The 24,483-nt window shown below is 45.1% G+C and carries 19 protein-coding genes and 2 pseudogenes; 11 read left to right on the top strand and 10 right to left on the bottom strand.

The window, feature by feature from the left end; genetic code table 11:
* The first annotated feature begins 1,222 nt into the window (after positions 1–1,222).
* Entirely contained in the window at positions 1,223–3,415 is a 2,193-nt protein-coding gene (locus ACTG2B_RS06625) for a hypothetical protein (protein WP_439995402.1), read from the top strand.
* 368 nt (positions 3,416–3,783) lie between these two features.
* Complete coding sequence (locus ACTG2B_RS06620; protein ID WP_439995401.1) at positions 3,784–5,112, top strand: hypothetical protein; 1,329 nt, start codon at positions 3,784–3,786, stop codon at positions 5,110–5,112.
* A 191-nt stretch (positions 5,113–5,303) separates the two neighbouring features.
* Here the strand turns inward: ACTG2B_RS06620 and ACTG2B_RS06615 are convergent, their stop codons facing one another.
* From ACTG2B_RS06615 to ACTG2B_RS06600, 4 genes are all read right to left on the bottom strand, one after another.
* Positions 5,304–5,915, bottom strand: coding sequence for a universal stress protein (locus tag ACTG2B_RS06615; protein ID WP_439995400.1), 612 nt, complete (start codon positions 5,913–5,915; stop codon positions 5,304–5,306).
* Between the two features lie 19 nt (positions 5,916–5,934).
* Positions 5,935–7,425, bottom strand: coding sequence for a SulP family inorganic anion transporter (locus tag ACTG2B_RS06610; RefSeq protein WP_439995399.1), 1,491 nt, complete (start codon positions 7,423–7,425; stop codon positions 5,935–5,937).
* Between the two features lie 682 nt (positions 7,426–8,107).
* Positions 8,108–8,560, bottom strand: coding sequence for an antitoxin Xre/MbcA/ParS toxin-binding domain-containing protein (locus tag ACTG2B_RS06605; RefSeq protein WP_109112872.1), 453 nt, complete (start codon positions 8,558–8,560; stop codon positions 8,108–8,110).
* Positions 8,561–8,697: 137 nt separating this feature from the next.
* Positions 8,698–9,902, bottom strand: a protein-coding gene (locus ACTG2B_RS06600; protein ID WP_439995398.1) for an IS3 family transposase whose coding sequence is annotated in 2 segments (ribosomal slippage) — positions 8,698–9,584 and positions 9,584–9,902 — 1,206 coding nt in all. Because the reading frame shifts where the segments join, the coding sequence is not laid out codon by codon here.
* Positions 9,903–10,151: 249 nt separating this feature from the next.
* On the opposite strand from ACTG2B_RS06600, the gene ACTG2B_RS06595 reads away from it, so the two are divergent.
* The 4 genes from ACTG2B_RS06595 (at position 10,152) to ACTG2B_RS06580 (ending at position 12,196) form a co-directional block, all read left to right on the top strand.
* A complete protein-coding gene (locus ACTG2B_RS06595; protein WP_439995397.1) occupies positions 10,152–10,517 on the top strand; it encodes a hypothetical protein in 366 nt (121 codons plus the stop codon).
* Positions 10,518–10,812: 295 nt separating this feature from the next.
* A complete protein-coding gene (locus tag ACTG2B_RS06590; RefSeq protein WP_139731779.1) occupies positions 10,813–11,112 on the top strand; it encodes a hypothetical protein in 300 nt (99 codons plus the stop codon).
* A 354-nt stretch (positions 11,113–11,466) separates the two neighbouring features.
* Positions 11,467–11,874, top strand: a complete 408-nt coding sequence (locus tag ACTG2B_RS06585; RefSeq protein WP_287977259.1) for an H-NS family histone-like protein — start codon at positions 11,467–11,469, stop codon at positions 11,872–11,874.
* Between the two features lie 61 nt (positions 11,875–11,935).
* Entirely contained in the window at positions 11,936–12,196 is a 261-nt protein-coding gene (locus ACTG2B_RS06580; protein ID WP_287977261.1) for a hypothetical protein, read from the top strand.
* A 75-nt stretch (positions 12,197–12,271) separates the two neighbouring features.
* On the opposite strand, the gene ACTG2B_RS06575 is transcribed toward ACTG2B_RS06580, so the two are convergent.
* On the bottom strand, positions 12,272–13,099 hold the full coding sequence (locus tag ACTG2B_RS06575; protein ID WP_439996913.1) for a Fic family protein: 828 nt from the start codon (positions 13,097–13,099) through the stop codon (positions 12,272–12,274).
* Between the two features lie 66 nt (positions 13,100–13,165).
* Positions 13,166–13,399, bottom strand: a pseudogene (locus ACTG2B_RS06570) (DUF4172 domain-containing protein); the annotation flags it as partial.
* A 445-nt stretch (positions 13,400–13,844) separates the two neighbouring features.
* On the opposite strand from ACTG2B_RS06570, the gene ACTG2B_RS06565 reads away from it, so the two are divergent.
* From ACTG2B_RS06565 to ACTG2B_RS06545, 5 genes are all read left to right on the top strand, one after another.
* Positions 13,845–14,933, top strand: coding sequence for a CBASS cGAMP-activated phospholipase (locus ACTG2B_RS06565; protein ID WP_439995396.1), 1,089 nt, complete (start codon positions 13,845–13,847; stop codon positions 14,931–14,933).
* Positions 14,930–16,228, top strand: coding sequence for a CBASS cGAMP synthase (locus ACTG2B_RS06560; RefSeq protein ID WP_042024857.1), 1,299 nt, complete (start codon positions 14,930–14,932; stop codon positions 16,226–16,228). The genes ACTG2B_RS06565 and ACTG2B_RS06560 overlap by 4 nt, the downstream gene beginning before the upstream one ends.
* A 2-nt stretch (positions 16,229–16,230) precedes the next feature.
* Complete coding sequence (locus tag ACTG2B_RS06555; RefSeq protein WP_439995395.1) at positions 16,231–17,952, top strand: ThiF family adenylyltransferase; 1,722 nt, start codon at positions 16,231–16,233, stop codon at positions 17,950–17,952.
* Positions 17,939–18,415, top strand: coding sequence for a Mov34/MPN/PAD-1 family protein (locus ACTG2B_RS06550; RefSeq protein WP_408802009.1), 477 nt, complete (start codon positions 17,939–17,941; stop codon positions 18,413–18,415). Before ACTG2B_RS06555 ends, ACTG2B_RS06550 begins: the two co-directional genes overlap by 14 nt.
* Positions 18,416–18,702: 287 nt before the next feature.
* Complete coding sequence (locus ACTG2B_RS06545) at positions 18,703–19,743, top strand: IS481-like element ISAs19 family transposase (RefSeq protein ID WP_439995394.1); 1,041 nt, start codon at positions 18,703–18,705, stop codon at positions 19,741–19,743.
* Positions 19,744–19,790: 47 nt separating this feature from the next.
* Here the strand turns inward: ACTG2B_RS06545 and ACTG2B_RS06540 are convergent.
* The 4 genes and pseudogenes from ACTG2B_RS06540 to ACTG2B_RS06525 all read right to left on the bottom strand — a co-directional run.
* Positions 19,791–20,690, bottom strand: a pseudogene (locus ACTG2B_RS06540) (IS110 family transposase); the annotation flags it as partial.
* 205 nt (positions 20,691–20,895) lie between these two features.
* Positions 20,896–22,800, bottom strand: coding sequence for an ATP-binding cassette domain-containing protein (locus ACTG2B_RS06535; RefSeq protein ID WP_439995393.1), 1,905 nt, complete (start codon positions 22,798–22,800; stop codon positions 20,896–20,898).
* A gap of 6 nt (positions 22,801–22,806) precedes the next feature.
* On the bottom strand, positions 22,807–23,238 hold the full coding sequence (locus tag ACTG2B_RS06530) for a hypothetical protein (RefSeq protein ID WP_439995392.1): 432 nt from the start codon (positions 23,236–23,238) through the stop codon (positions 22,807–22,809).
* A gap of 6 nt (positions 23,239–23,244) precedes the next feature.
* Positions 23,245–24,480, bottom strand: coding sequence for an HlyD family efflux transporter periplasmic adaptor subunit (locus ACTG2B_RS06525; protein ID WP_439995391.1), 1,236 nt, complete (start codon positions 24,478–24,480; stop codon positions 23,245–23,247).
* Positions 24,481–24,483: the final 3 nt, after the last annotated feature.

The following is a 24,483-nucleotide window of genomic DNA, read 5'->3' as shown; positions in this document are numbered from 1 at the left end:
GTCTGGTCTGGTCTGGTCTGGTCTGGTCTGGTCTGGTCTGGTCTGGTACAGTTTCAGCCAGTGCCAGGCGAAACCACATTCGTTGTCATCAGAAGCATCGTCCAGACGGCCAACTAGAAACCGGCAGGTTTCTCAATCCCCTCATTGTTGACCACAACAAAACCATTGAAAACAATAACCCTGAGCTTGGGGGCATTCTGAAAATATCGATGATACTGAGGTTGGTGTACTCAGACTCGACTGCACAGGCATTACACAGCGTATCGAGCGCTGAAATTAATTTAGCTCGACCGGTATGAATCGCTACACCGCATCGTACAGCATCATCCAATCTGCCATCTCAAGCCCTATCCATATCACCAAAAAATGTATTCTGGCTCATAGTTAGCCAGTTCTGAGTGTACAGCCAAGCTGGGCTGGCTAACATTTCGTTTTAATCATATACACAACCCCGTAGCTCTCATTTCTACTCTGCCACCAGTACAGCGACGAATAACTATGGGGAACGATCCTACCGGCTGAAATAGATAGGACTGCAACGCAGAGCGAAACGGCGTTGGAGCACTCTTGCATCCTAGGTCACATATTTTCATGTCAGATACAATCATAGGTAGAGAAATTGTGCAGTCATCTTCGTTTTACCATTTACAACGCGGGCAGACAGCCCACTTTTTGCTTGATATAAAGAGGGTTCAAGCAAGCAGGCGTTGTGATTCTCTATTATCTAAGAGATTTTGTTGTAAAAATAGAAAGTCACATGCAAATCAATAACTTATTACTATATGATTTGTTGACATTTTTTTAGCTAACCATATGTTTTTATGATGCTTTTGTTTTTACAACAAAATGTCCTTCCAACTTAGTCCCTTACACCATAATTACAACAAATCAGAGAAATACAGTCATAGTTTTTCCGATTCAGGAATTAAAGAATATAGCTAAGTGTCTAATTTTAATTGATTATTTATCACTGTTGTAAACTTCATGTATTGTTGTTTAATGCTGATTGTAACCTAATCAATCTTTGCTTCATTGCCAATTTTAAAAATCATGAAACCCCTCGTAAAACTCACAAAAAACCAAAAAAGACATTGATACATAAGAAATTTTAAATAAGTCAAAAGCTATTTTTCGGTAATTTTCGTTTTGGTGTGGCGATTGATGTTTGCAGCACTATAATGAACAAAAAGACCAGTTGTTGTATTTTTATGGAGTGGCAATTATGAGCATTAGGCAGTTGAGAGAACGGATCATTCAAGGCATTGAGAGTAGCGACAAAACTGAAAGTGCGCGTTATAGGCACCATCAGACAGCACTCAACATGTTACTGAAAACATCAATTGTGCAGTCCGAGGATGAGCTGGAAACTGCACTGTTAGAAAATCGCAGTGAAACAATAGAAAAGCTGAAAATGACCTTGGCACGTCAGAGCAGGAGTGATACGCGAGGCCCACTGACACGAGTGCGTCGGTTGGCAGAGTTCTACGCTCAAATAAACAACATAGATTTCAGCAAAATGACTTTTTGTGAGGCTCTTGCAGCAGCAGTTCAGAGGAAATACGGTGAGCGTCTCTGGCTCGATGAGGTCACTCCTAAGACGCAGAATAATATTAAGAAAAGCTTCATTACATACAGAGAAGTAGCACGTGAAATTATCAACGCGTCATTATCTAACTACCCAGAGGCATGGCCAATTCTGAAAAGTAGTCCACAAGCGATTGGCAGCGCAACAAAAGTTTTGCGCGATTATATGATGGGTACATCACACCCTGCCGAGCGAGTACCTGATGTTCGCATCAATTTCATTGAAAGTTATTTTAATTTACCAAAAAACTTGTTGTTAGATAAAATTCATAGAAAAGTTGACCATCAACGCAGAGGAAAAAATCGGTCAGATCTTGATCTGTCGGCTATCAATCGCAGCACATTCATTAGCTCGTCACTGAATCCAAATCTACAGAAGGTTTATGATGAGTATTGTGAGTATAAAATAAATAAAAAACAACCAGCGATAATAAACATTTCTGACGAGCTTAGGTCAGATCGACGCTATGAGATACGAGCAAAAGTCAATGAAAAAAACAGAAGAAACAATGAATGGACAATCAACGCGAAGGGCGAATGCGGCTCTGCTATCGCATTTAAAAGTCAGCTACTTTCATTTCAACATTTTTGTCATACTGAATTAGCTATTGATTACATGTCTGTTAGCAGTTATCACTTGACAATACCTGAGATTATGCAGGCTATGGCTGAATATTCGGAAGGACTGCAAACGGGTACAAGCCAATTCTCTAGAGTGCTAAATTTTGTAAAACGAGGGTCGGATTCGAAGGGCTACCTAAGGTTTTGTGCCGATCGTGGTAACAGAACAATCGAGGAGTTTTTTAAAGACCTAGATTTTATTATCGAGGAATATCCTAATTGGTTTAAGATGGCAGAGAAAGGCATCAACAGTCGCGGCCAAGCGGGCAAGAAAGGGAAACTGAACATTCAATTCTTACTCAACATACCTGCGTCAGATCGCCGAAATGCGGTTTATAGGGCCAGCCAGTGGTTATTCGATAAAGCAAAAGTATACAAGACCAATGCTGAGCAAAAAAATTTACTTTCGAATAACACAGACGATAAAAAACTAGAGCTGGCGCATAGAAAAAGTGCAGCATCTCAGATTGGCCGTGCGTTGCAGTATTTTAGAGCAGGACTGATACAAACAATCAGTTTTTATCAATCTCCACGCAGCGCAAACTGGACTGAATTGAAATTTTACCCTAATGCGACATCACAGAACAAAAACTATGCAAGTATAACATATCATCGTCAGCGTAACCGATTCCAACTATATATCCCATGTTTTGGTACATCGATGGTTAGTGACGATAACACAAAGTACAGATATCTTAAAAACGCAAATGCAAAAAATAGCGTGGATGTTGATGTTGAGTTACCAGAACAGCTTACCCCGCTGATCAAAGAGTATTTGAACATAAGGCGCAGCTATATTGAGTTTGATCTCATGACCTTTGCGGGCGTTCAGTCAATTGACGATATTGATATCTTTTTCCCTTGGCGTAGCATTCGACAAAGCCAAGTAAACAACGAGGAAAACCTTAAAATAAGAAGTAAATATATAGAAGTATCATCAAAACTGTCAGATAATTTCAAATCACTGACATATCAGGCCTATCTGATGACGATGCCTCATGATAAACAACATGGTATCAACATTCATGCGTTAAGACACCTTGTTGCAGAAACGCATCTCGAGGAACATCCTGGTGATTTTATTGGTGCAGCAGCGAAGCTCAATGATGACGTGGAGCAAATAATTAAGACCTACGGTGATAAGGATAGAGCTAAAGCGATGCGCAGAGTATCTGACAATGAAACGCTGGACTTCTCATTTACGTTATAATAAGCAGTAGAGAATATTTATACAGTTCTAGTTATCACCTGACACCGACCTAAAATCGGTGTCTTGTTTACGCTACTTCCGTGCGCCCTTCCTTTGGTATCAATATCAGAGCCTTCCACCGTACTGCATCCATCCCCCCTCCCTGATTACCAGCCCGCTCCTACGCACCCTCTAAAGCTCAATGAGCTCACCTGGAGAGTGGTCATACATCTAAATCCAATTGGAACTTGACGAAGTTCAAAACAATCAAATGTAAGTGTATGATTTTTCATGAAAGTGTTGTAACTACTGATGTAGTTAAAGCATCCAATTTAACTGAATAAACTGATGTGCTTTTATACATAGACCCATTTGTGGGTAGGATAGAGATGGCAAGAATCCTGATGACTCGCGCCCTTGACGACAACGGCCATATAGTTGATGTCAAAGAGGTTGTGAGTGGAAAAGCATGCAATTGCACATGCATCGGTTGCCAGGGGGCTGTCTGGGCAATGAAAGGGCAAGTTAAAGCCCATTATTTTTCTCATGAACCTAATTCTATCGAACAGAATGCCTGTAGCTGGAAGCCAGAAACAGAAATACATATCTTGGCTAAAGAGGTTTTAGCAACGGATAGGCAGTTGTTACTGCCGATTGGAACTATAAACCCAATCCATAAAAACATAGTTTTTGATGAGATGGTATGTGAGGTTTATGAGGGCCGAGTTATCCCAGATGTAATTGGGTTCATCGATGGAGAGAAGGTTCTCATCGAAGTTGCAGTTACGCACTTTTGTGATCGAGGAAAAATCAAAGAATTAAAAAGGGTGAATGCAACCTGCGTTGAACTTGACCTTAGTGGATTTCGTGTGAAAGGAGAGATAATCTCAAAAGAAGAGATTAGAGATTATCTTAAAAAATGCCCTAAAAAATGGGTGTCTGTGGCTCCTGTTGGCAATTTCTCCGAAATGATTTACTCCCATAATAGACAACAATTATTATCTTTACAGCATCAGTATTCATCTTTGCGTTCAAAGCATGATGCAGAGGTTAAAAGGCTTAATGCAGAATACAACGCGATAAAAAATACAAGTCAATCTGAGCTAAGTGATATGCAACGAGTCATTCAACAGTCTCGGCATGCAGAAGGCAAGGCTAACGCCATTTTAAAAAGATGGGAGAGAGTATTAAAAGAAAAAGAGTCGTCCATTTTAGAGGCACAGGAAAAAATAATCCTATTGGAAGATCAATATAGAAGCTTTGAAATGGAATTGAAAGACCGTCTCTATCATATACAAGATGAAGTTGATCAAAAGCAAGACTTACTACGCGATCTTCTCAATTTAGATGAACTTAAGGCTGAGTTTTATTCACAGGTTGATGATATAAATAGAACCATTAAAGCCAAAGAGGCTCAGCTTGATGCTAATCAAGTCGAAATACGCAGGCGTTCAGCGTCCTTAGATCTAATACAGAAAAATTTAAATGATAGCCTCATCTCACTACAAGCACGAGAGGATGCCTTAACAGAAAAATCGAAAGACTTGGCAAGCATCGTGGATATTAAATCAAGAGAGCAGGCTAAATTAATGTTTGAGCAGTTGCTAAAAGAAAAGACAAAAGAGATAAAAGCATTGGAAGACAAAGAAAGGCAGGCTATTAAGTTTATTGATAACCTAAGAAGAAAATACGGTTCGTTTATGAAAATTCCAGATTAAATCTCCATAGATTCGATAGTTTACATGCCTGTAAGATAGTCCCAATAGTCTCTGCTATTAGTTACTTGATCTTCAAGCATGCATCCATACATGTTAGTCGATAAATTTTTATAAGCTCACAGGGGTTCGCTTCCTAGCAGCTCATATCACCTATTAGCGCCTACTCTGGGCTCTTTGCATCCAACGTCTGTTTAACGCCTTTTCTTGCAGAAATCATATACACAGCAAATAACCCTGTGATACCAGTGACACCTCTGCCAGTACAAATAAAAAAGCTCCTTCGCCGTCGAGCTGGCATCATAGGCAAACAGGAAGCGGCTTGGCGCCTGAAAGCCTGGCTGTACCACCATGATGGGATTAACAAGGGTACGGATGACGTTCTCGATATGGCTGCCAATCAACTCGTGGGCATGGGCCGTGCCCTGCTTGCCCATGACCAACATCCGCATACCGGATGAGAGTTCCTGGGTCGTCTCGACCAGCTGGCCGTGGCGTTGCAGGGTCTCGACCGCTGTCACACCCAAGCCAGCGAGGTAATCCTCGCCACTCTTGAGCAGCATACGCCCCTGTTCATGAGCGAGACGGCTGCGTTGGTGATCCAGCTCGGCGAGCACCTTGAGCAAATGCTCGCGGCTGCCCAGGCCGATGTTGCCGGAAAGATCGGCCTGTCCTTCAAACTCGTTCTTTTCCAGTACGTGCAACAGGGTGACAGGTAACCCTGTGTTGGTAGAAGCCCATGCCGCTGCATCACACACGGCTGTCATGGCTGGGGAGTCATCGATACATGCAAAAATATTTGTCATGATAAATTCCTTCTTGTGATCAGTGTCCAGCCAGGAGCTTTTCAACTTCTTCCGGTTTGTCGTGAACGCCAAAGCGGTCAACGATAGTGGCACTTGCCTCGTTCAAGCCAATCAGCTCAACCTCTGTGCCCTCACGGCGGAACTTGATGACTACCTTGTCCAGTGCGGTGACAGCGGTGATATCCCAGAAGTGGGCGTGGGTGAGGTCGATTACCACTTTCTCTACCACCTCCTTGAAGTCGAATCCGGCAAAGAACTGTTCGGCACTGGCGAAGAACACCTGGCCCCGAACCAGATAGGTACGTACCTCACCTTTGCGCTCGCTGTCGCTCTTGACCAGCATGAAACGGGCAACCTTGTTGGCAAAAAACAAGGAGGCGAGCAGTACCCCGACAAATACCCCAAGTGCCAGGTTATGGGTAGCAACGACCACAGCCACTGTTGCCACCATCACGATATTGGTGGAGAGCGGGTGCTTTTTGAGGTTACGCAGTGAATCCCATGAAAACGTTCCGATAGAAACCATGATCATCACGGCCACCAATGCGGCCATGGGGATTTGGCGGATCCACTCATCCATGAATACAACCATCAGAATGAGTAATGTGCCTGCGACAAAGGTAGAGAGGCGGCCACGACCACCGGATTTGATGTTGATGATGGACTGACCAATCATGGCGCAGCCCGCCATGCCACCCATCAGGCCCGCACCGATATTCGCGATCCCCTGGCCCTTGCACTCGCGATTGCGGTCGCTGCTGGTATCCGTCAGGTCATCGACAATGGCTGCCGTCATCATGGATTCGAGCAGACCGACCACGGCCAGACCTGCGGAATAGGGGAAGATGATCGCCAGCGTCTCCAGATTGAGCGGCACTTCGGGCCACAGGAAGATGGGCAGAGTATCGGGCAGCTCGCCCATATCGCCCACGGTGCGGATATCGATGCCCATGGTGATGGCGACTGCCGTCAGGATCACGATGCAGAGCAGCGGAGAAGGCACCAGCTTGCCTACCACCGGAATAAGCGGGAACAGATAGATGATGCCAAGGCCCGCCGCCGTCATGGCGTAGACCTGCCAGGTGACGTTGGTAAGCTCTGGTAGCTGGGCCATAAAGATGAGGATCGCCAACGCATTGACGAAGCCGGTGACCACGGAACGGGAGACAAACCGCATCAGGCTGCCGAGCTTCAAGTAACCAGCCGCGATCTGGAGTACCCCAGTGAGCAGAGTTGCTGCCAGCAGATATTGCAGGCCATGTTCTTTGACCAGGGTCACCATCAGGAGCGCCATAGCGCCTGTGGCGGCCGAGATCATGCCTGGACGACCGCCGACAAAGGCTATGACCACGGCGATACAGAAGGAGGCATAGAGGCCGACTTTGGGGTCTACTCCAGCAATAATGGAGAAGGCGATGGCTTCTGGGATCAGCGCCAGGGCGACCACGATTCCGGCTAACAGGTCACCACGGATGTTGGAGAACCATTCTTGTCTTGCACGTTCTAGCATGGGGGGATTTTCTCGCTTGTTTAGGATCCATAGCACAACGCCCCCATCGACTTGGGGGTCAGATGGAGTTCGGGCAGGATCAGATTGTTGTATTGGGATCTAATGGATGTAAAAAAGCGCTCCGGTTGTGACAACCAGAGTCAGGCGGCAGGAGCCGCAGAGGGAGGGGTTAGGGCGACGTTACAGTCACGCCAGTATGCGATTTGTTCATGGGCTGCGGATGATAGCAGAGACGCGCTTGCACTGGTAGGGTTATCATGCTTTGCAAAAACGCCTTTTTAATTTTCCGCCCTACAGGGCGAATATAACCACATTCTCACTATATTTCTATTTTCTGTTTTCTGTTTTCTGTTTTCTGTTTTCTGTTTATATGAATCTAATTTATTACTGAGTGATGGAACATTGATGTCTTAAGCCAAGTTAAGGAACTTTAATTTATCAGTGCTCATTAAATTTCATTTATTTAATAAAAATAGCTTATAGGGGGTAGTAAAACTGGTTTCTCTTCGCTGCGCAGCAGCGGAATGTTGAAATGGAAAAAATTAATTTATAGCTCTCATAATTAGTAAATGGACAGTTTTCCGAATTTTTCAAGTGGGGTAAATGAAATAAATTTCAAAAAAAGATGAGGTTGGTTGTTTTTGAAGCATTCTGTGGAGGTTCGCCTATCAGAACCCTCGATTTAGTTGCACACCCCATGCTGAATCCGCCCCACCAAATGGATAACTGCCTGAACCCCCATATCTGTAGTCAACAACCTAGCTGGCGCTACGCCACCAAGACCCCAGGCTGGACGATGTAACCATGACAGTGCTCTGGCGGCATTATTCCTATGTAGAGATAGAACCGCCTCGAGAGCCTGTACAACGCCGTATACCCTGGCCCCCTGAGAGATTGATAGGGGAGCCCCAATCCTCAGCTTACGCGCAATAGTGTGGCGGCTAATGCCTGCTAAGCGGCATATCGAACCCACGTCTGTCTTCACTGTTCCTGCCAACTGATGAATCATGGACGGTGCGACTCCGGCCACGATCCATAGATGTGCCCCCAACGGGTCACTCGGTATGCCAAGAGAGTCAAATATTGTCTTAGTAGAGGCCGTAGCCTTACCTGGATGATAACTCGCATAGGACATGATGAAATCTCCCCTGAACCTACGATACCAGATTACCCTATCCTATCTGTTCCATGTAGCGATGGCGATGGGTCTGAGGACTTTGTTGGATGAGACACTGGTGGATTTGACCCCATAGATCCAGACACTTTTCCCGCTTAGGGTTGTGATACCCGACTGCGCAGAAATTCCCGAGGTGAACGGTATCCCAAGGCGCTGTGCGGGTGGTGTTCGTTATAATGCTCAAACGCGATGGCCAAGTTGCCTACCGCTGTTCGGCTATCTGGTTTCGGCATCATCTCGATATAGTCTCGCTTCATCGTCTTGACGAAGCTCTCCGCTATACCGTTGCTCTGTGGGCTTCTCACCGCAGTCGTTCTGGGCTCCAACCCGATTTCTCGTGCAAACGCGCGGGTCTCATGGGCGCGATACGCCGAGCCATTATCAGTCAGCCACTCCACCGGTGATGCCGGCAACGCATCCCCGAAGCGTCGTTCGACAGACCTCAGCATGACATCTTGCACTGTGTCACTGTCGTAACCCCCGGTACTGGCAGCCCAGTCCAAGGTTTCCCTGTCACAGCAGTCCATGGCGAACGTGACTCGTAGTTTTTCACCGTTATCGCAGCGAAACTCGAAGCCATCTGAGCACCAACGTCGATTGCTCTCTTTGACGGCAACACGCCCCTTATGTGCCTGCTGGGCCAATGGTGCCGCCGGTTTTCTTTCCAGCAGCAGGCCATGATCGCGCATAACGCGATATACCCGTTTGGCGTTTACCACAGGCTGTCGTGTTGCCTCTGACTGACGCCGTAACAGCGCCCAGACTCGGCGATACCCATAGGAGGGAAGCTCAGCCATCGCTTCCATGATCCGGCCAAGTAAGGCAGCATCATCATGCTGGCGATGATGACGACCATCTTGCCAACCTGGTTTTCGATGAACACGAACGGATAGCTGCGCACGCGATACATTAAGGGCCTGGCTCACAGCACTTAATCGTCGTCCCCCGGCAACAAGGGCGCATGCGCAATCCATTTTTTTGCTCGACCATACTCCACGGCTTCTCTGAGGATCTCGTTCTCCATGGTCTTCTTCCCGAGCAGACGCTGGAGCTCTCGGATCTGCTTGATGGCAGCAGCCAACTCGGAGGCTGGAACAACATCCTCACCGGCGGTGATCGCCGTGAGAGACCCTTCCTGGAATTGCTTACGCCATTTGAAAAGCTGGTTGGCGTTGACGTCGTGCAAGCGAGCGACATGAGAGACGGTCATTCCGGGCTCAAAGGTCTGCTGCACGATGGAGCTCTTTTCCTGCGGAGTCCGGCGTCGACGGCGCTCAGCCCCTGTTAACACTTCGACCATCTTCTCGTTGCGACTAGTACTGAACATAGTTCCAAGACTACCTCTTAAGTTAAGAGGGGCGAAGAGTCTGGATCTTCAAGGGGCCAATCTAACTGGAGACAGAGGTTGAAGCCCCCATTCGGGCAATACCAACTTTTTCGTGAATCTCTGGGCATAATTCTATCTGATGTCTTTATGAGGCCCTTTTTATGATGTATTGACTATGTTTAACCATCATACTAGCTAGCGCCGTATACAGAGGATGAAGTTATGAGTAAAGAACCGTCCGCACATGAACTAAAACAGACGTTGGGGCTACCTGCTCACGCAAAAATGCTGGGGTGGCTACTACATGACCCCTACAAGGACGAGTTTCTGGTTAAGTACACATCAAACTCTGATATGACGGGTATGTGGTGGGGGTTGAGCCCTGAAACAGCAAAAGCCTTCAAAACGCTAAAGAAGGCAACTGCCGTCCTCGAATCATTGGATCTTGCAGGGCGAGCTGTTGCTGCCCCAGCTTTTGATATTGGAAAGCAGATCATCGTTCTGACGGATAATATTGGTGTTGAAAATCCGCTGAGAAAAGTGACTCGTTTAATGCAAGAAGCTGAGCGTGATGATGCTAATAACTAGACATCCGGTCGAGAGAAACATCGATGGCTATCAATTTTGATTATCGTTGTGGCATCTTAGAGGCAGCCGACACAAAAACTGGCCGAGAATGGTGTTGGTACAAGGGGGATCCCGAGGTTACCAGAACTGAAAATGGCGAGTTATTGAGTTCGATAGGTGTTCCTCTCGGAGCCACGGTTGTCGAGGTAAAAACCCTTATTCGCATGGATATCAAAAAGTAACCAAAAACAGGTTGCACCATATATAGTCAGTCCGCGTATGATAACACCTATTCTCATCAGATTAGGAGCTTAGCATGCTCGTAAAAGGGATTGTGCCAACAGAGCAGGTTATTGACATTCTCTGTGATGTTTGTGGTCGTAGTACAAAAACGAATTTTGGAACCAACCAATACGGCTCGTTATCGGCGGATTTTGGCTATGGTTCCCGTCACGATGGTGAGCGTTATCTGGTGCATCTGTGTGAAATGTGTTTTTTCGGTATACTCGCAACGATGAGGGAGATGCATCGCGGGGAACATATGTTTGACGATGACTATGAGGCTGCAAACCCAGACACATTTGGGCGTGATTATTCTAATAGGGAGATAATCTGAATAGTATGCCCCCATATTCGAGGTTGTGTGGAGAGAACTATTTCCTATCATCGACTCATTCTGTGAGCCAATGATATTGTCCTATCGGCTCATTTCGTGAGCCGAACAAGATCCTTCATCGGCTCATCTGGTGAGGTGGTCTCAACGCTCACTACCACTTGGATTTAATTTTTAGCTACATAGTTTCATAGCAGATTGGAGCTAGGCCAATAAGTAGATCCAAACGCAATTTAGCTCACGAATTTTAAATGATGCTATTTTTTTTGAGTCATCTTGGTGCCAAAAACTGTGGAGCTAATGCTGGGATTAAGAGATAATTTCTCTGATATAAAAATGTGATACATGAGGATAAAAATGAACGATTTTTTGAAAACACTGCTGAATATTCGTAGTCTGCGAGCTGCGTTGCGTGAGTTGTCATTTGAGCAGTTGGTCGAAGTTAAAGAGAAATTGGATGAGGTTTTTGCTGAGCGTGAGCAGCAAGAAAACAAAATCAAAGCCGAATCTGCCGAGCGCCTGCAAAAGCTGGCTGAGTTTACCGAGATGCTGAGAGACGCTGGCATCGATCCGAGTGAGCTGGTTGGTACTGCAACCACTGCAAAAGCAGAGGGTACAGTAAAGAGCAAGCGCGCTCCTCGTCCTGCAAAGTATCGCTACACCGAGGATGGTCAGGAGAAGACCTGGACTGGCCAAGGTCGCATGCCCAAGGCTATCGCAGAAGCAGTTGCGGCTGGAAAAGCACTGGATGACTTCTTGATCTAATGCGCAGAGCCCATGCCTGCTCGGCGTGGGCCTTTAATTCTATCTGTAGTAGGAGCACTGTATGGGGAGGACATTGGAGGATATGATTTCATCCGAATCACCCGAGGTTGTCCAGAGAGCCAAGGAGCATGCCGAAGAGCTGCGAGTTCATATCGCTGTGACCAAATTGCTTTCAAATCTCGGTGCAGGTGATGTTCCTGAAATTGATCCCGATGTTCTAAATAGTTTATTGTCGCTCAAAAAATCAGTTGAGAGCCATGACTGTCGGTTGAGTTTATTTGTTCATATGCCTGACGGCACTCATCATGGTGTCAATATTTAACTAAAGATCGTCATTGGTACGTTAATCGCATATTTTATCTACCAAATAAAAATAACACCCCATGGCGATGTTTTTTCAAACTCCCTCGGTGTGCAAGCAGACCTGATAGCGTGTATTGCGTCCGCCACCAGGTAATTTCTCAATGCAACCCCTCTCCACCAATCCAGCCAGATGGCGTGTAGCGGTCGCTTTGCTGACTCTTGCCACTTTTTGATACTGGCTTGCATTGATGCCATTTTCAAAACCCTGTTCGCCGCCATCCAGTAAACGATTCAGCACTTTGGTTTGCTCTGGACTCAGATCGTCATTACAGTGCCGCAACCAGAAAAATGTCTTGGCGAGAGAACGATCAATAACCTGTAATGCCAGCTCTATGGAGTAATCCAGTGTGTCGAGGAACCAACAGATCCAGGAGGTAATATCCAACGAGCCCTTCTGTGCTGACCCCAGTGTCCGATAGTAGTCTGCCCGCCGTTCTAGAATCGCAACTGACATGGCATACAGCCGGATGCTGTGGCTGTCAGCCTGTGACAGCGCGAGATCGGTCAATGCCCGCGTGAGCCGCCCATTGCCATCATCAACGGGATGCAGGGTCACGAACCAGAAATGACAGATCGCCGCACGAAGCAGTGGATCCATCGTGGGGTCATGCTGAGTCTGGTTAAACCATGGGATGAACTCGGCCAGTTGATCGTCCAGAGCGGCTCTGGGTGGAGCCTCAAAATGCACGGTAGGGCGATCAACACGCCCAGAGACAACCAGCATCGGCTCATCTCCTCGCAACTGCCCTACGTTCATTGACTGTACCGACCATTCGTTGACAGGGAACAGCCAACGATGCCATTGGTAAAGTCGTTCAATTGTCAGTGGTTGTTCATGATTGTCGATGGCATCCAACATCATGGCCGCGAGCCCCTCTGAGCGATCTGACACGGGATAGGACGGAGTTTCTGATCCCCCTAACCGCCTAGCCAAGGAAGAACGCACGGATTGGGCATTGAGACGCTCACCCTCAATAGCGGATGAGGAGATGATGTTAGCCAGTAACGTATCTAACGCTTGGTCGGAGTTCCCCAACCTGGAATGACTACCTATTAGGATCCCCAACCTGCGTTGAACGTGCCGTAATCTGGGCAATATCTCGCTATCCCGCCAACGAAAATGGGGCCAGTCAGCTTGTTGCCAAATCCAAAATGGTTCCATTATTTCCTCATCCAACGTGCTAGGGTCTCAATAATGAGCCGACCCAGCCCATCATTCAGCTCAATATTTGAGCCGAATATAACACATGCAGCACACTATCAGAGCAAGTAATGAGGATGCAGCTCTAGCCCGCAGAGCTTCAACATAACTACATATCTGGAATGACGTGCAATACGCATTTCATAAGCTTTTCTAGCCTCATTCATCGCCGATATATGTTGGCCTGTGCCCGCTCATACTGCACAGTGAGTGGTTCTACCAAGGCAGGTGACCCGTGGAGAAAAGACCAAAGAGTAACAGTAACTTGGAGCAGGGTTAGCTGTTATCAGAACAGTTCATTTTGGCAACAGCGCCGTAGAGTAGCCGTTACAGTGTTCTTTTTACGCTCCCCATTGAAGTGAGCACAGAATCCCCGCATATTGTGTACGGTTCTAATGGAGGCTCCATGAACGACTCTAACAAGCAATTCAAAATCCTGTCTTTGAACGGTGGAGGGGTGCGTGGTCTCTTCTCAATTACCATTTTAGCGGAACTAGAACGGGTTCTGGCTGAGCGCAACAACAATCCTGATTTGGCCATCGGTAATTACTTCGACATGATCACCGGGGCTTCCATCGGCGGAATAATTGCCATTGCTTTGGCTGATGGTCAGAAAGCTAGAGACTTGCAGGGCAAGTTTCACAAAGCAGCTCCAGATATTTTCCCTCGCCAGAGTTGGGTGCCCAATTGTGTTCGAAACATATACCAGCTAGGTAAGCTGTTGCTGAGCCCCCTCTATAAGGCTAACAACCTGGAAAAAGCAGTGACTGAGATCGTGGGAACCGGCAAGACGGTCAGATCGCTAAAACGACGCCTGCTCATCCCAACGGTCAACCTGAGCACAGGTCGCCCTTTGTTCATCAAAACCTGTCATAACTCCCTGTTCACCCGAGATGATCAATTCACCTTGGTTGATGTAGCCATGGCTACATCTGCTGCCCCCACCTACTTCCTACCTCACTATATCGAGTGGCAGAGTGCGTATTTTGCCGATGGAGGCTTACTAGCAAACAATCCATCATTCGTCGCCTATCATGAAGCGCTGAATTATCTGGATGATGAGGAGTTTAAGGGTATAACAGCAAACGATATCAAAATTCTTAATATTGGAACCCTCTCCAACGATTTTTGTATCAATCCCAATAACATCTCTAGGTGGTTCCCTGGGTACTTTGGCCTTTGGGGCGGTGGAAAGGCACTCATTGAGACAGTCATGTCCTCCTCGCAGAAAATGCACGGGTTCATGGCCGGTAAGGCACTAAATCGAGAAGACATGCCCCCTTGCTATTTCTCGCTTGATGAAACCGTGCCTGATCAACAGGCTCGAGTCATCTCGTTAGACAATGCGAGCGAAGAGTCACTGAAAGCACTTGTCGCGTGGGGCAAATCTGTAGCAACCACAGCTACTGGCAAAAAAGCACTTATCGAGACTTTCTTTAGCACGGAGGCTCCAGCCTTCATTCACCCCACCGACCGTAAGGAAGCGTCAGAATGAAATGGTCAGCACATCTATATCTTACCAATACCAATGACGGTCTCATGAAAAGACTGGAGCCTACCAGCACCGACAAGGCTTCTCTCGAGAAACTTAAGGACACGATCAGAATTCGGACAAAGGGTGTATTCACAGAAGCAAAAGATGTCGTCAAAATGCTGGCCAGCCGTTCTCGGAGCTCAACGAACATCCAACTAGTAGAAAGTGCAATTAGGAAAACCAACCTGCGCTATCTTGACAATGCAGATGTCCAGCGAGTTGTGAAACTTCTCTTGGATATGAGTGATGACGCACGCGGAGCATTCTTGAATACAGAGCCAAGATTTTGGGTTCAAGGAAGTTACAAGTACAAAACACTGAACAAGCCATATCATAAACCTCCGCAGCAGATGGACATTGATGATGGTACATACATGCCTATGGATATGTTCAAAGAGCAACCGTTAGTCGGCCATGAGCTTCTTCTCCTACTTGTAGATGCATCGCTAGCATCTTTGGCAGAAGAAAACTACAACTGGAAAGCATTAAAGAAGCCTACTTGTGGACGTATTGTCATCGAAGATAGAAATGTGCATGTAGATGTGCCCATGTATGCAATCCCAAGAGATCAGTTTGAAACTCGAGAAGTGGCATTGAACTCTGTCGCAGGGATGGATTCACTGAATGAAAGTGTTCTCAGTAAGTCAGCCACTCGAAAGCTTGATGAAAATTGTGTTTACTTGGCTGTCAGAGGAAAGGATAAGTGGATTAAGTCAGATCCAGAAATCGTTGCGCGTTGGTTCAGGAGCGCAGTAGCGCGACATGGTGACCCTATGCGGCAGGTCTGTCGATACCTGAAGGCTTGGCGAGATGTGCAGTGGAAATCTCCTGAATTATCCTCCATAGCTCTTATGAAATGCGTCGTTGACACCTTTGATAATACACCTATGCCTGACACAAAAGATCATGGTGAACTTTTGTTAAAAGTAACAGAACAGTTGGCCACCAAGTTAAGGGATGGAGTGGAAAGTCCAGATGCCTCAGATGAAGGTCGCTTGTTGTTTCCCAAGGAAAAGATGGATGATAATACGGTTCAGAGCATTATCTCGAAAGCAGAGACTCTGCACGAAGAACTTAATCGAGCACTGAATAGGCTCTCAACAAAGAACGAAGTACTGAAAACTCTAAATGGACTTTTTGGTGACAGTGTTGTAAACGAAGAGCTTATCAAGCCTTGGGTTGCCATACCTGCATACCAACAACAACGACAACCTCAACGACAAAGCCAAATGACCGATTCAATGACGAGTGGTTGATAGTGACTATCCATAACTTGTTATTACATAGCGGCTTTCGATATGTCGAGAGTCGCAACATCACCGGCCTACCAATTTCTCTACCGAGAGAGTGTCCTGCCTATATAAAAGCCTACCAAACACAGGCAGGTGAATTCATTATTGCTGTAGTTAGGCCAAGAGAAGACCTTAGTCGCTTGCCGGAAACGTACGTTATCAGTCGCCCTGCCAACTTAATCGGTATGGCCTTACCTCACATAAGCAGTTTCCAAAGATTATGTTTGGTGAACCAGGACACTGCCGATTGGGATCCCCAACACCCACCTGCTGTAATTGCCATGTTAAACAGCCTGATCCAGCAAGCATTGGACAATGCTGTAACAGCTGGCCATCAACGGCAACAGGAATTTCAAACCGAGTTTGTCAACTACTGGAATGGGGTTGTAGATGCTTACATTTATGGTGATGCAGGCAAGCTGTCAGGTACAAAATTCTCATACAAGTCGCTGAAAGTGACAACCTCAGCAGATGGACAAACAGACAAAGAATATGTTGTCTTCCACAACGCTGGGCAAAGGGATGACTGGTTTAGGTTACGAGGAGAAAAAACGGCTGTGGGGATTGATGGCGACGTGACCGTTGTCAGAGTTAACAACACTGCGATAGCACCAAGTAAATGGCCGCCTCAATCACTCAGGGAAGTCTTTGATTGGTTAAAATCTGCGGACCTCCCTGCTCATGACTCACTGGCCAATGGAATACTCACCAGGCTCACCAAGAGCAGGCAAATGGTGTTGTTCGATATTTCGAACGAAGGCATCATTGGCTTTGAAGTCTGCTTCAGTCAAGCCACCCAGACGATCCTGAAACACCGTACAACAGAACGAGCCAAATCTAGGGGAGGTAAACACAAACTAAAGCTCGGCTCTACCCTTCCTATGCTCAGATCAAAATCTGCAACGACCGCATTCTCTCGCTTAAATGTGAGCTCGATAAGCGACCAAGAGCTTCAACGGCGCAACAGACCTGTTTTCCTTGATCTTGAGAACAAGCAAATCTTGATAATTGGCTGCGGCACCATTGGAGGCTTTGCTGCTCAGCTGCTTGCCAAGGTAGGAGCAGGGCGTGGCAATACCGGTCGGCTAGTTCTCTGTGACAGTGACATTCTGTCTCCAGGCAATCTGAGTCGGCATGCTCTCCCAGCCACTTATATCGGTTGGAATAAAGCTGAGGCCCTAAGTAAGCTAATAAAGCGTGACTCTTTGGGCAATCCAAGAATAGATGTCAAACCTTATCGTTTAGAAATGAATGAAGATAATATTCGTGGCTATGATATTGTGATCGATGCTACTGGTCACGCCCCAACAGGTAAAATGCTCAGTTATTTGGCTCGAGCCTCTACCCAACGTCCTCCCTTCATCATCCACGGCTACAATGATGCTTATGGTCAAGCGTCTGTTGTTATGATCGACGATGGAAAAGCCTGTTATGAATGTGCCAAACGTCTCGAGACCCTCAAGGAGGTCGATAGGCCTGTAGCTCCTCATCGAGTTTCCTGCGGCAGCATTTTCACACCCTATGATGCTAGCGTCAGCACAATTACTGCCGCACTAATTCAAGAAGCTGTACTGAATACTCTTCAGGACAGACTTCCCTGGACTTATGCTCAACACTCGACAGGTAATGCCATTCATCATAAACGTCGAAAGCTTCGTAAATTTGGAGAATGTAGTGTTTGTTCCTGATGTCAAGGCTGAGCTGACCTTGAGTAATCGAGCTGGTGGACTAATCATCGTTGAGACTGCGGTACTTCATATTTTAAATCGATATCGGCAGTTACATCACGGTCAACCTGAGCAAGGAGGTGTATTTATTGGAGAAATTCGGCCACCTCATATAATAATAACTCACGTTACAGAACCTAGCTCCTACGACCAAGCATCACGTTTTGGTTTTGTTCGTAAAAAACAACACCATCAAGTTATGGTTGATCAACTTTGGCACACATCCGGAGGCTATCTTACTTATATTGGTGAGTGGCACACCCATCCTGAATCGAATCCTTTGCCCTCTGCCACTGACGTATCTAGTTGGCGTAAAGGCTTACCTAAAAACAGTGCATCCATAGTAGCGATCATTGGTCAAAAGACTGACTGGTGGGGCTACTGTGAGAATGGTCACTGTGAAGCATTGAAGAAAATATATTAATTTGAAAGATGCAGTGATACCTGAAAATTTAATGTCATAAATATTAAGATGCATCAGGGGATGGGTAACTTTAGCCATTCCCCATATTTACCTTGCCATGCACAGCTCAAAAGATGTTGGAAGCAGCTATAGGGTAGATTCATATGCCATATGGTTAGCATCATGGTGTAAATATATGGTGTATGGAGATGGTATTCACCTGACAGTTGCCCACAAAAGGGAGTGGTCATACGGCTTCAAACCGGATAACAAAACGGTACCCCTACCGTGTTATCTGGAGTCACCGTATGACCACCAACGAGAAAGTAGCACGTCGCAAGCTCAGCCTGCTAGAACTCGCCAAAGAGCTCAATAACGTCAGCAAAGCCTGCAAGCTCATCGGCTACAGTCGTCAGCAGTTCTACGAAATCCGTCGTAATTACCAGACCTATGGCGCTGAGGGCTTGCTCGACAAACTGCCCGGCTGTAAAGGGGCTCATCCTAACCGGGTCGCTCCCGAGATTGAGCAGGCCATCCTCGATTACTCCCTCACCAGGCCTACTCACGGCCCGCTGCGGGTCGCGCAAGAACTGGCTTTGCAAGGCATCAACGTCAGTGCCGGCGGCGTGCGTGGCGTGTGGCAACGTCACGATTTGCTCTCCAAACACGACCGCTTGTTACGTCTCGAGAAAACCCATCGGGAACAAACGATTGAGCTCAATGACGAGCAAATTCGCCTGCTCGAGCGCTTCAGTCCAGAGTTCCGAGAACGTCAGATAGAGGTCCGCTACACCGGGGAACTGGTGGCGGTCGACACCTTTTTCGTCGGCGCGCTCAAGGGGGTCGGTAAGGTGTATCTGCAAACCGTGCTGGACTGCTATAGCCGCCACGCCTGGGGGCGGCTCTACACCAGCAAGCTGCCCATCACCTCGGTCCATGTGCTCAACGAAACGGTGCTGCCATTCTTTGAAACCCACGAGGCACGGGTCTATACCATCCTGTCGGATAACGGGCGCGAGTTCTGTGGGCGCCCTGACCACCATCCCTACGAGCTGTTCCTGCAACTGGAGGGGATTGAGCACCGAACCACCAAGGTGCGCAGGCCGCAGAGTAACGGCTTTATCGAACGGCTGCATCGCACACTGCTGGATGAACACTTCCGTATCAAGGGGAGAACGACCTGGTATGAGTCGGTAGAGCAGATGCAGACAGACCTGGATAGCTATCTGGAGCACTACAACACCCAGCGGCCACATCAAGGCAGGATGATGGAGGGTCAGACCCCCTACAGCATGTTCAAGAAGGGTCTGAAATTGATACCGAAGGAAGTGCGCACTAAAGTAGCGTAAACAAGACACCGGTTTGAGGTCGGTGTCAGGTAATAACTAGATCTGTACACCCAACCCGATACGGTATCATGTTTACGTTTAACGGACTGTAAGACAGCCCTGGCGCCATGGATAAGCAAGGTCCTCAAATAGGTATCTCCACGTTTGCTTATCCCAAGCAGCACTTGTTTACCTCCACTGGAATGCTGGCGTGGCACTAAGCCAAGCCAGGCAGCAAGTTGTCTGCCATTCTCGAAATTGTTGGCGTTGCCGATGGTCGCAATCAACGCACTGGCGGTGATGGGGCCGATGCCCGGGATCTTACCAATACGCTGGCATAGCGCGTTTTGCTGATGGCACTGCTCTATCTGTTTGTCGAGCGTCGACACGACATCAAACAAATACTCCATATATTTCTGTAGCAAACGCAGTTGAACACGAAACAGGCTGGGTAACAGGTTCTCTGCGTCCTCCAGGATCTCAGGTAACCGTCGCAGTAGTTGGTGGATCCCGATAGGCATAACAATCCCAAATTCGGCTAATAATCCCCTGATCTGATTAGCTTGTGCAGTCCGCTGCTTGATGAATCCCTGGCGGCTCCGATGAAGTGCCAGAACGGCTTGCTGCTCAGAGCTTTTGATCGGCACAAACCGCATATTGGGTCGAGTGACGGCTTCGCAGATAGCTTCTGCATCAGCAGCATCATGCTTGTTAGTTTTGACATAGGGCTTGACGAACTGGGGAGCCATCAGTTTGACGGTATGTCCCAACCCTTGCAGCTTATTGGCCTAGAAGTGGGCAGAGGCACAGGCCTCCATGCCGATCAAGCAGGGTGGAGTATTGGTAAAAAAGGAGGCTATTTGTGAACGCTTGAGTTGCTTGTTGAACAACCGCATACCGTGCTCGTCCACCCCGTGAATCTGGAATACCTCTTTTGCCAAATCTATGCCAATTGTCGTAGCCTTCATGGTGGTTGCCTCTCTCATCAGTGGGAACGTACATTCGCCACTTTGGCACTTCAGATGCCGTTTTGGGTAGGGGCGACCATCCCATTAACAACACCTCTGAAATTGATACCGAATGAAGTAAAAACTAAAGTAGCACAAACAAGACACCAGTTTGTGACCGGTGTCAGGTGATTACTAGATGTATACTCCCCCCCCAAAAAAAACCTCAAGATTTTATTTTTATAATGTTTTTAAATTGCCTTCCCTTGGAGAGGGATATAGTTTTATTACAAAGGGGGCTTAATACATTAGAATGAAATGCAAAAAAAATGATCGCTCGTGGATTATTATTTATCACCTCCTTTAAAAAGGAGTAGCTATCAGCCGATGATAAAAAGGATGTCGACTCATCAAGAATGATGAGTGATGGTTTTTTATATGTCACCATCAACAATAATAGCTTTTGTTTCTCACCATTAGACATTCCAATTTCATTTGCTTCCATAACATTTAAGATATCATGAGTTATATTCAAAGTGGGAATGCATTTTGAAATAATAGATATCATTTCATTTATGGAATGAATGCCATATATATTAAAGTTTTCTTTTAATGTTCCACGAAAAAAGCCAATCTCTGATGCATGAAATGCGACACTCTCATTAAAAAAACGATTCGAAACCTCCATGATTGAAACATTATTAATTTTTATTTCACCATAGTTTGTAGGGATCATCTTTGTTATTGCTTTCAATAGAGTACTTTTGCCAGAACCAGATGGACCAACAACGGCGACTACATCTCCAGGCACAAACTCTCCACTGTATTTGTCAATGAGTTGATTGTTATCAATAGATAAAGACAAATCAGATATTTCTAATTTATCACAGTGATTAATCAAAACGCCATCATCAACACGCAGTGCTGCTTTGTCCATTAACTCAATTGCGGATAAATTTAGATGGTATTTATTTAAAGTAATCAAAAAATACTTATTAACGCAAGCAGAGAGGGATGATGATAGCCTTGAATTTATAATCATGACCGCGATTACACTGCTAATATGAAGTGAACTACTGGCGATCGCATAATAGCATGAAATATACATTACAACCATAGACACAAAACTATTTGAACGCAATAACTCACCCCAGACATGGTTGTTCAATGCCGCGCCTTTCTTATTTTCCTCATCGATTAAAATCTTCCCTTTATAATATTTCAAAATATTGCTTTCTCGTATAAAGTGCAACTGCTGCTTTTCTTTTTCAATCACCAAACACCTTGCGAGGCTATCATTTGAAGCAACAGAGGTCTCCAACATTTTTTTATATGCACTGAAGCGAATGCGTGCAAAAACCGCAAAAATAATTACATAGTATATAAATAAAATTATTGAATATATACCCAGCATAAAAAAAACACAGCTTGAAAAAATAATAACAAATGCTATATCAACCCAAAGTAAAGGATAATTTTCCCATAGAGCATTTGTTGAATTGATTATTGTTCTAACCTTTATCGATATGTTTTTGGCATATGAGTTTTTAAAAAAACTCAGCATGTACTCTTCTAATATAACTGTCTTTATGCTTCTTTGTCTTGATGTGTTGAGATAAATTACATGCTTAAGAAACAATTCCACGATCACAAAAAAAATGAAGAAAAATGTTATATATAATAATGATGAAATAGAGTCTGAATATACCAACCTAGAATTAAATAGATTTGAGTACAGCGGAGTCAAAAGCCCAAAAAGAACCATTGCAATTAATATTGCATTAGTCTTCGGCATCATGTTGTTCAGTATGAACTTTAACTCACCTGATGATTTTTGCTTTGCATCACGCTGAATTAAAAACACTTTCTTGTAATTTTCAATATATTTATCGCCATTGCATAAATCCACACAGGAATAATTACCATCATGCTGTTCAACAATACATGTTGTGATTGACTCATTAATATCACTTAACGAATGCGTTATATCAACAAGACTATATCTAAATAGCTCGTCATTAAAAAACACATTGAGATCATATAGAATAGATTCATCATCCGACAGTTTTATTTCCGGATGAAACCTAATGTTGTTTTTTTTACAATAACTGATAACTGCATGGGATAGCATATATTATTACTCTTTGGATATTGTTTTTATTGTGCACAAATTAGCTTTATCAACGTCATGAACTTGATCCTCAATTAAAACATGCACACTATCATTAAGTATTTTTTTAAGTAAAACATAATTATAAACTGAATATTGCTTTGCGGCTTTATATGACAAGTTGTTTCCATAAGTACATTTTATTGTAATTGCGGATAGCTTACTCCCTTTACTCATCTCATACACATCTTTAGGTGTTATTACCATAGAATCATGCAGTTCATAAGACTCATTGGATGATGAATCACCACCACTATTCATTTTAATATTTACTTCCACTTTTGATTTTCCCTCCTCCAAACTAGCCAAGGTGCTTTTCATCAAACTAAGAAGTGTTGATGTCAAAACTATCATCATGACAGCTAAAGCAGAAGATAACGCAGAAACAAAACCAATCATATTACATCACCATACATTGAAGTTCATATTATAGCTGAGCACAGCCCCTAAGTACTCCGCTATTGATATTTCTCTACTCAAAGCGTATACATTTGCTTGAATACCTTCATTTTGCACCTCAAATGCCGATGTATCCTCTGGAATGATATCTACCTTATAATGTCGATTTGGGCTACTTGGATTAGCCTCATCTACAAAGGAGTCAGCACTAATTTTATTTATTATTCCCGTATAATTTTTCTTGAATCCAGGTGAATCTATTATTATTTTTGCTTTGCCACCGATATAAATAAAAGGTCGATATTTAGCGTCAAATTTCGCCTCAATCAACCGCTTGCTATCATCACGCTTAATTGTCATTATTTTCTTTGAAACATCAATGAATGATCCAGCTGCGAACCCTTTATCTATCGTTAACACAACACCATCGACAGGAGATTCAACGCTATTGGCTTTGATTTTATTTTTCAATAAATCCAGCGTCCCAGCTTTCTCAATGATGTCTTTTTTTAACGCATAAACTTGCTCATTGAGCTCATTTATTTTATCCAACAGTCGGATCGAGTAATCAGACTTAGCCGCCTCACCATCATTTAACAATGTCAAAAAACTAACCTCATTAGAGACCAGTTGTGCGCGAACCCTACTCAACTCAGAACTATTTTTTATAATTTCTATTGCCGGAGAATTACTTTTTATGAGCAACCTCTCCAATTTATTAAGGTTAGCGATTTGGGAACTCAACTCTGCATTTTCATTTTTAATTTGTACCTTTTTCGCTTCAAGATTTTTCTCCTTTTCTAGTAAAGAGCGATGCTCGATTGCAAATCGATAGGCGCTATAATCTGCCCCAAGATCACTGTAAAATTTTTGGTCTAAATCCTCCTGCCAACCATATCGTAAATGTTCATTTATTTCATTCAGAGCAGATATATCTGACAGCAACGTCTTTTCTTTATTTACAAAAAAATCAAGCAACTCAACTAGGGATTTTTCTTGATGAAAAACATCAATATTTACATACGAAAAAAGAATTTCATTTCGTTTCACTCTGTCACCACTTTTCAGATTAAAGTGGCTGACAAAACCAGAACTGGGCGTGACGATTTCTATATTGTTGGCGGAACCTCCAGAAATAATCCCCTGCCCAGGCGAAACAAGCTCTATGGTAGAGAAAAACATATACAAGATGACCGAGGCCGTAATAAACGCAACAAATAAATAACCTTTAAGCGAAAACATCAC

The organism is Aeromonas sp. 30P (assembly GCF_051919805.1).
GTDB lineage: Bacteria > Pseudomonadota > Gammaproteobacteria > Enterobacterales > Aeromonadaceae > Aeromonas > Aeromonas veronii.
This window is presented reverse-complemented; position numbering and strand designations above follow the sequence as displayed.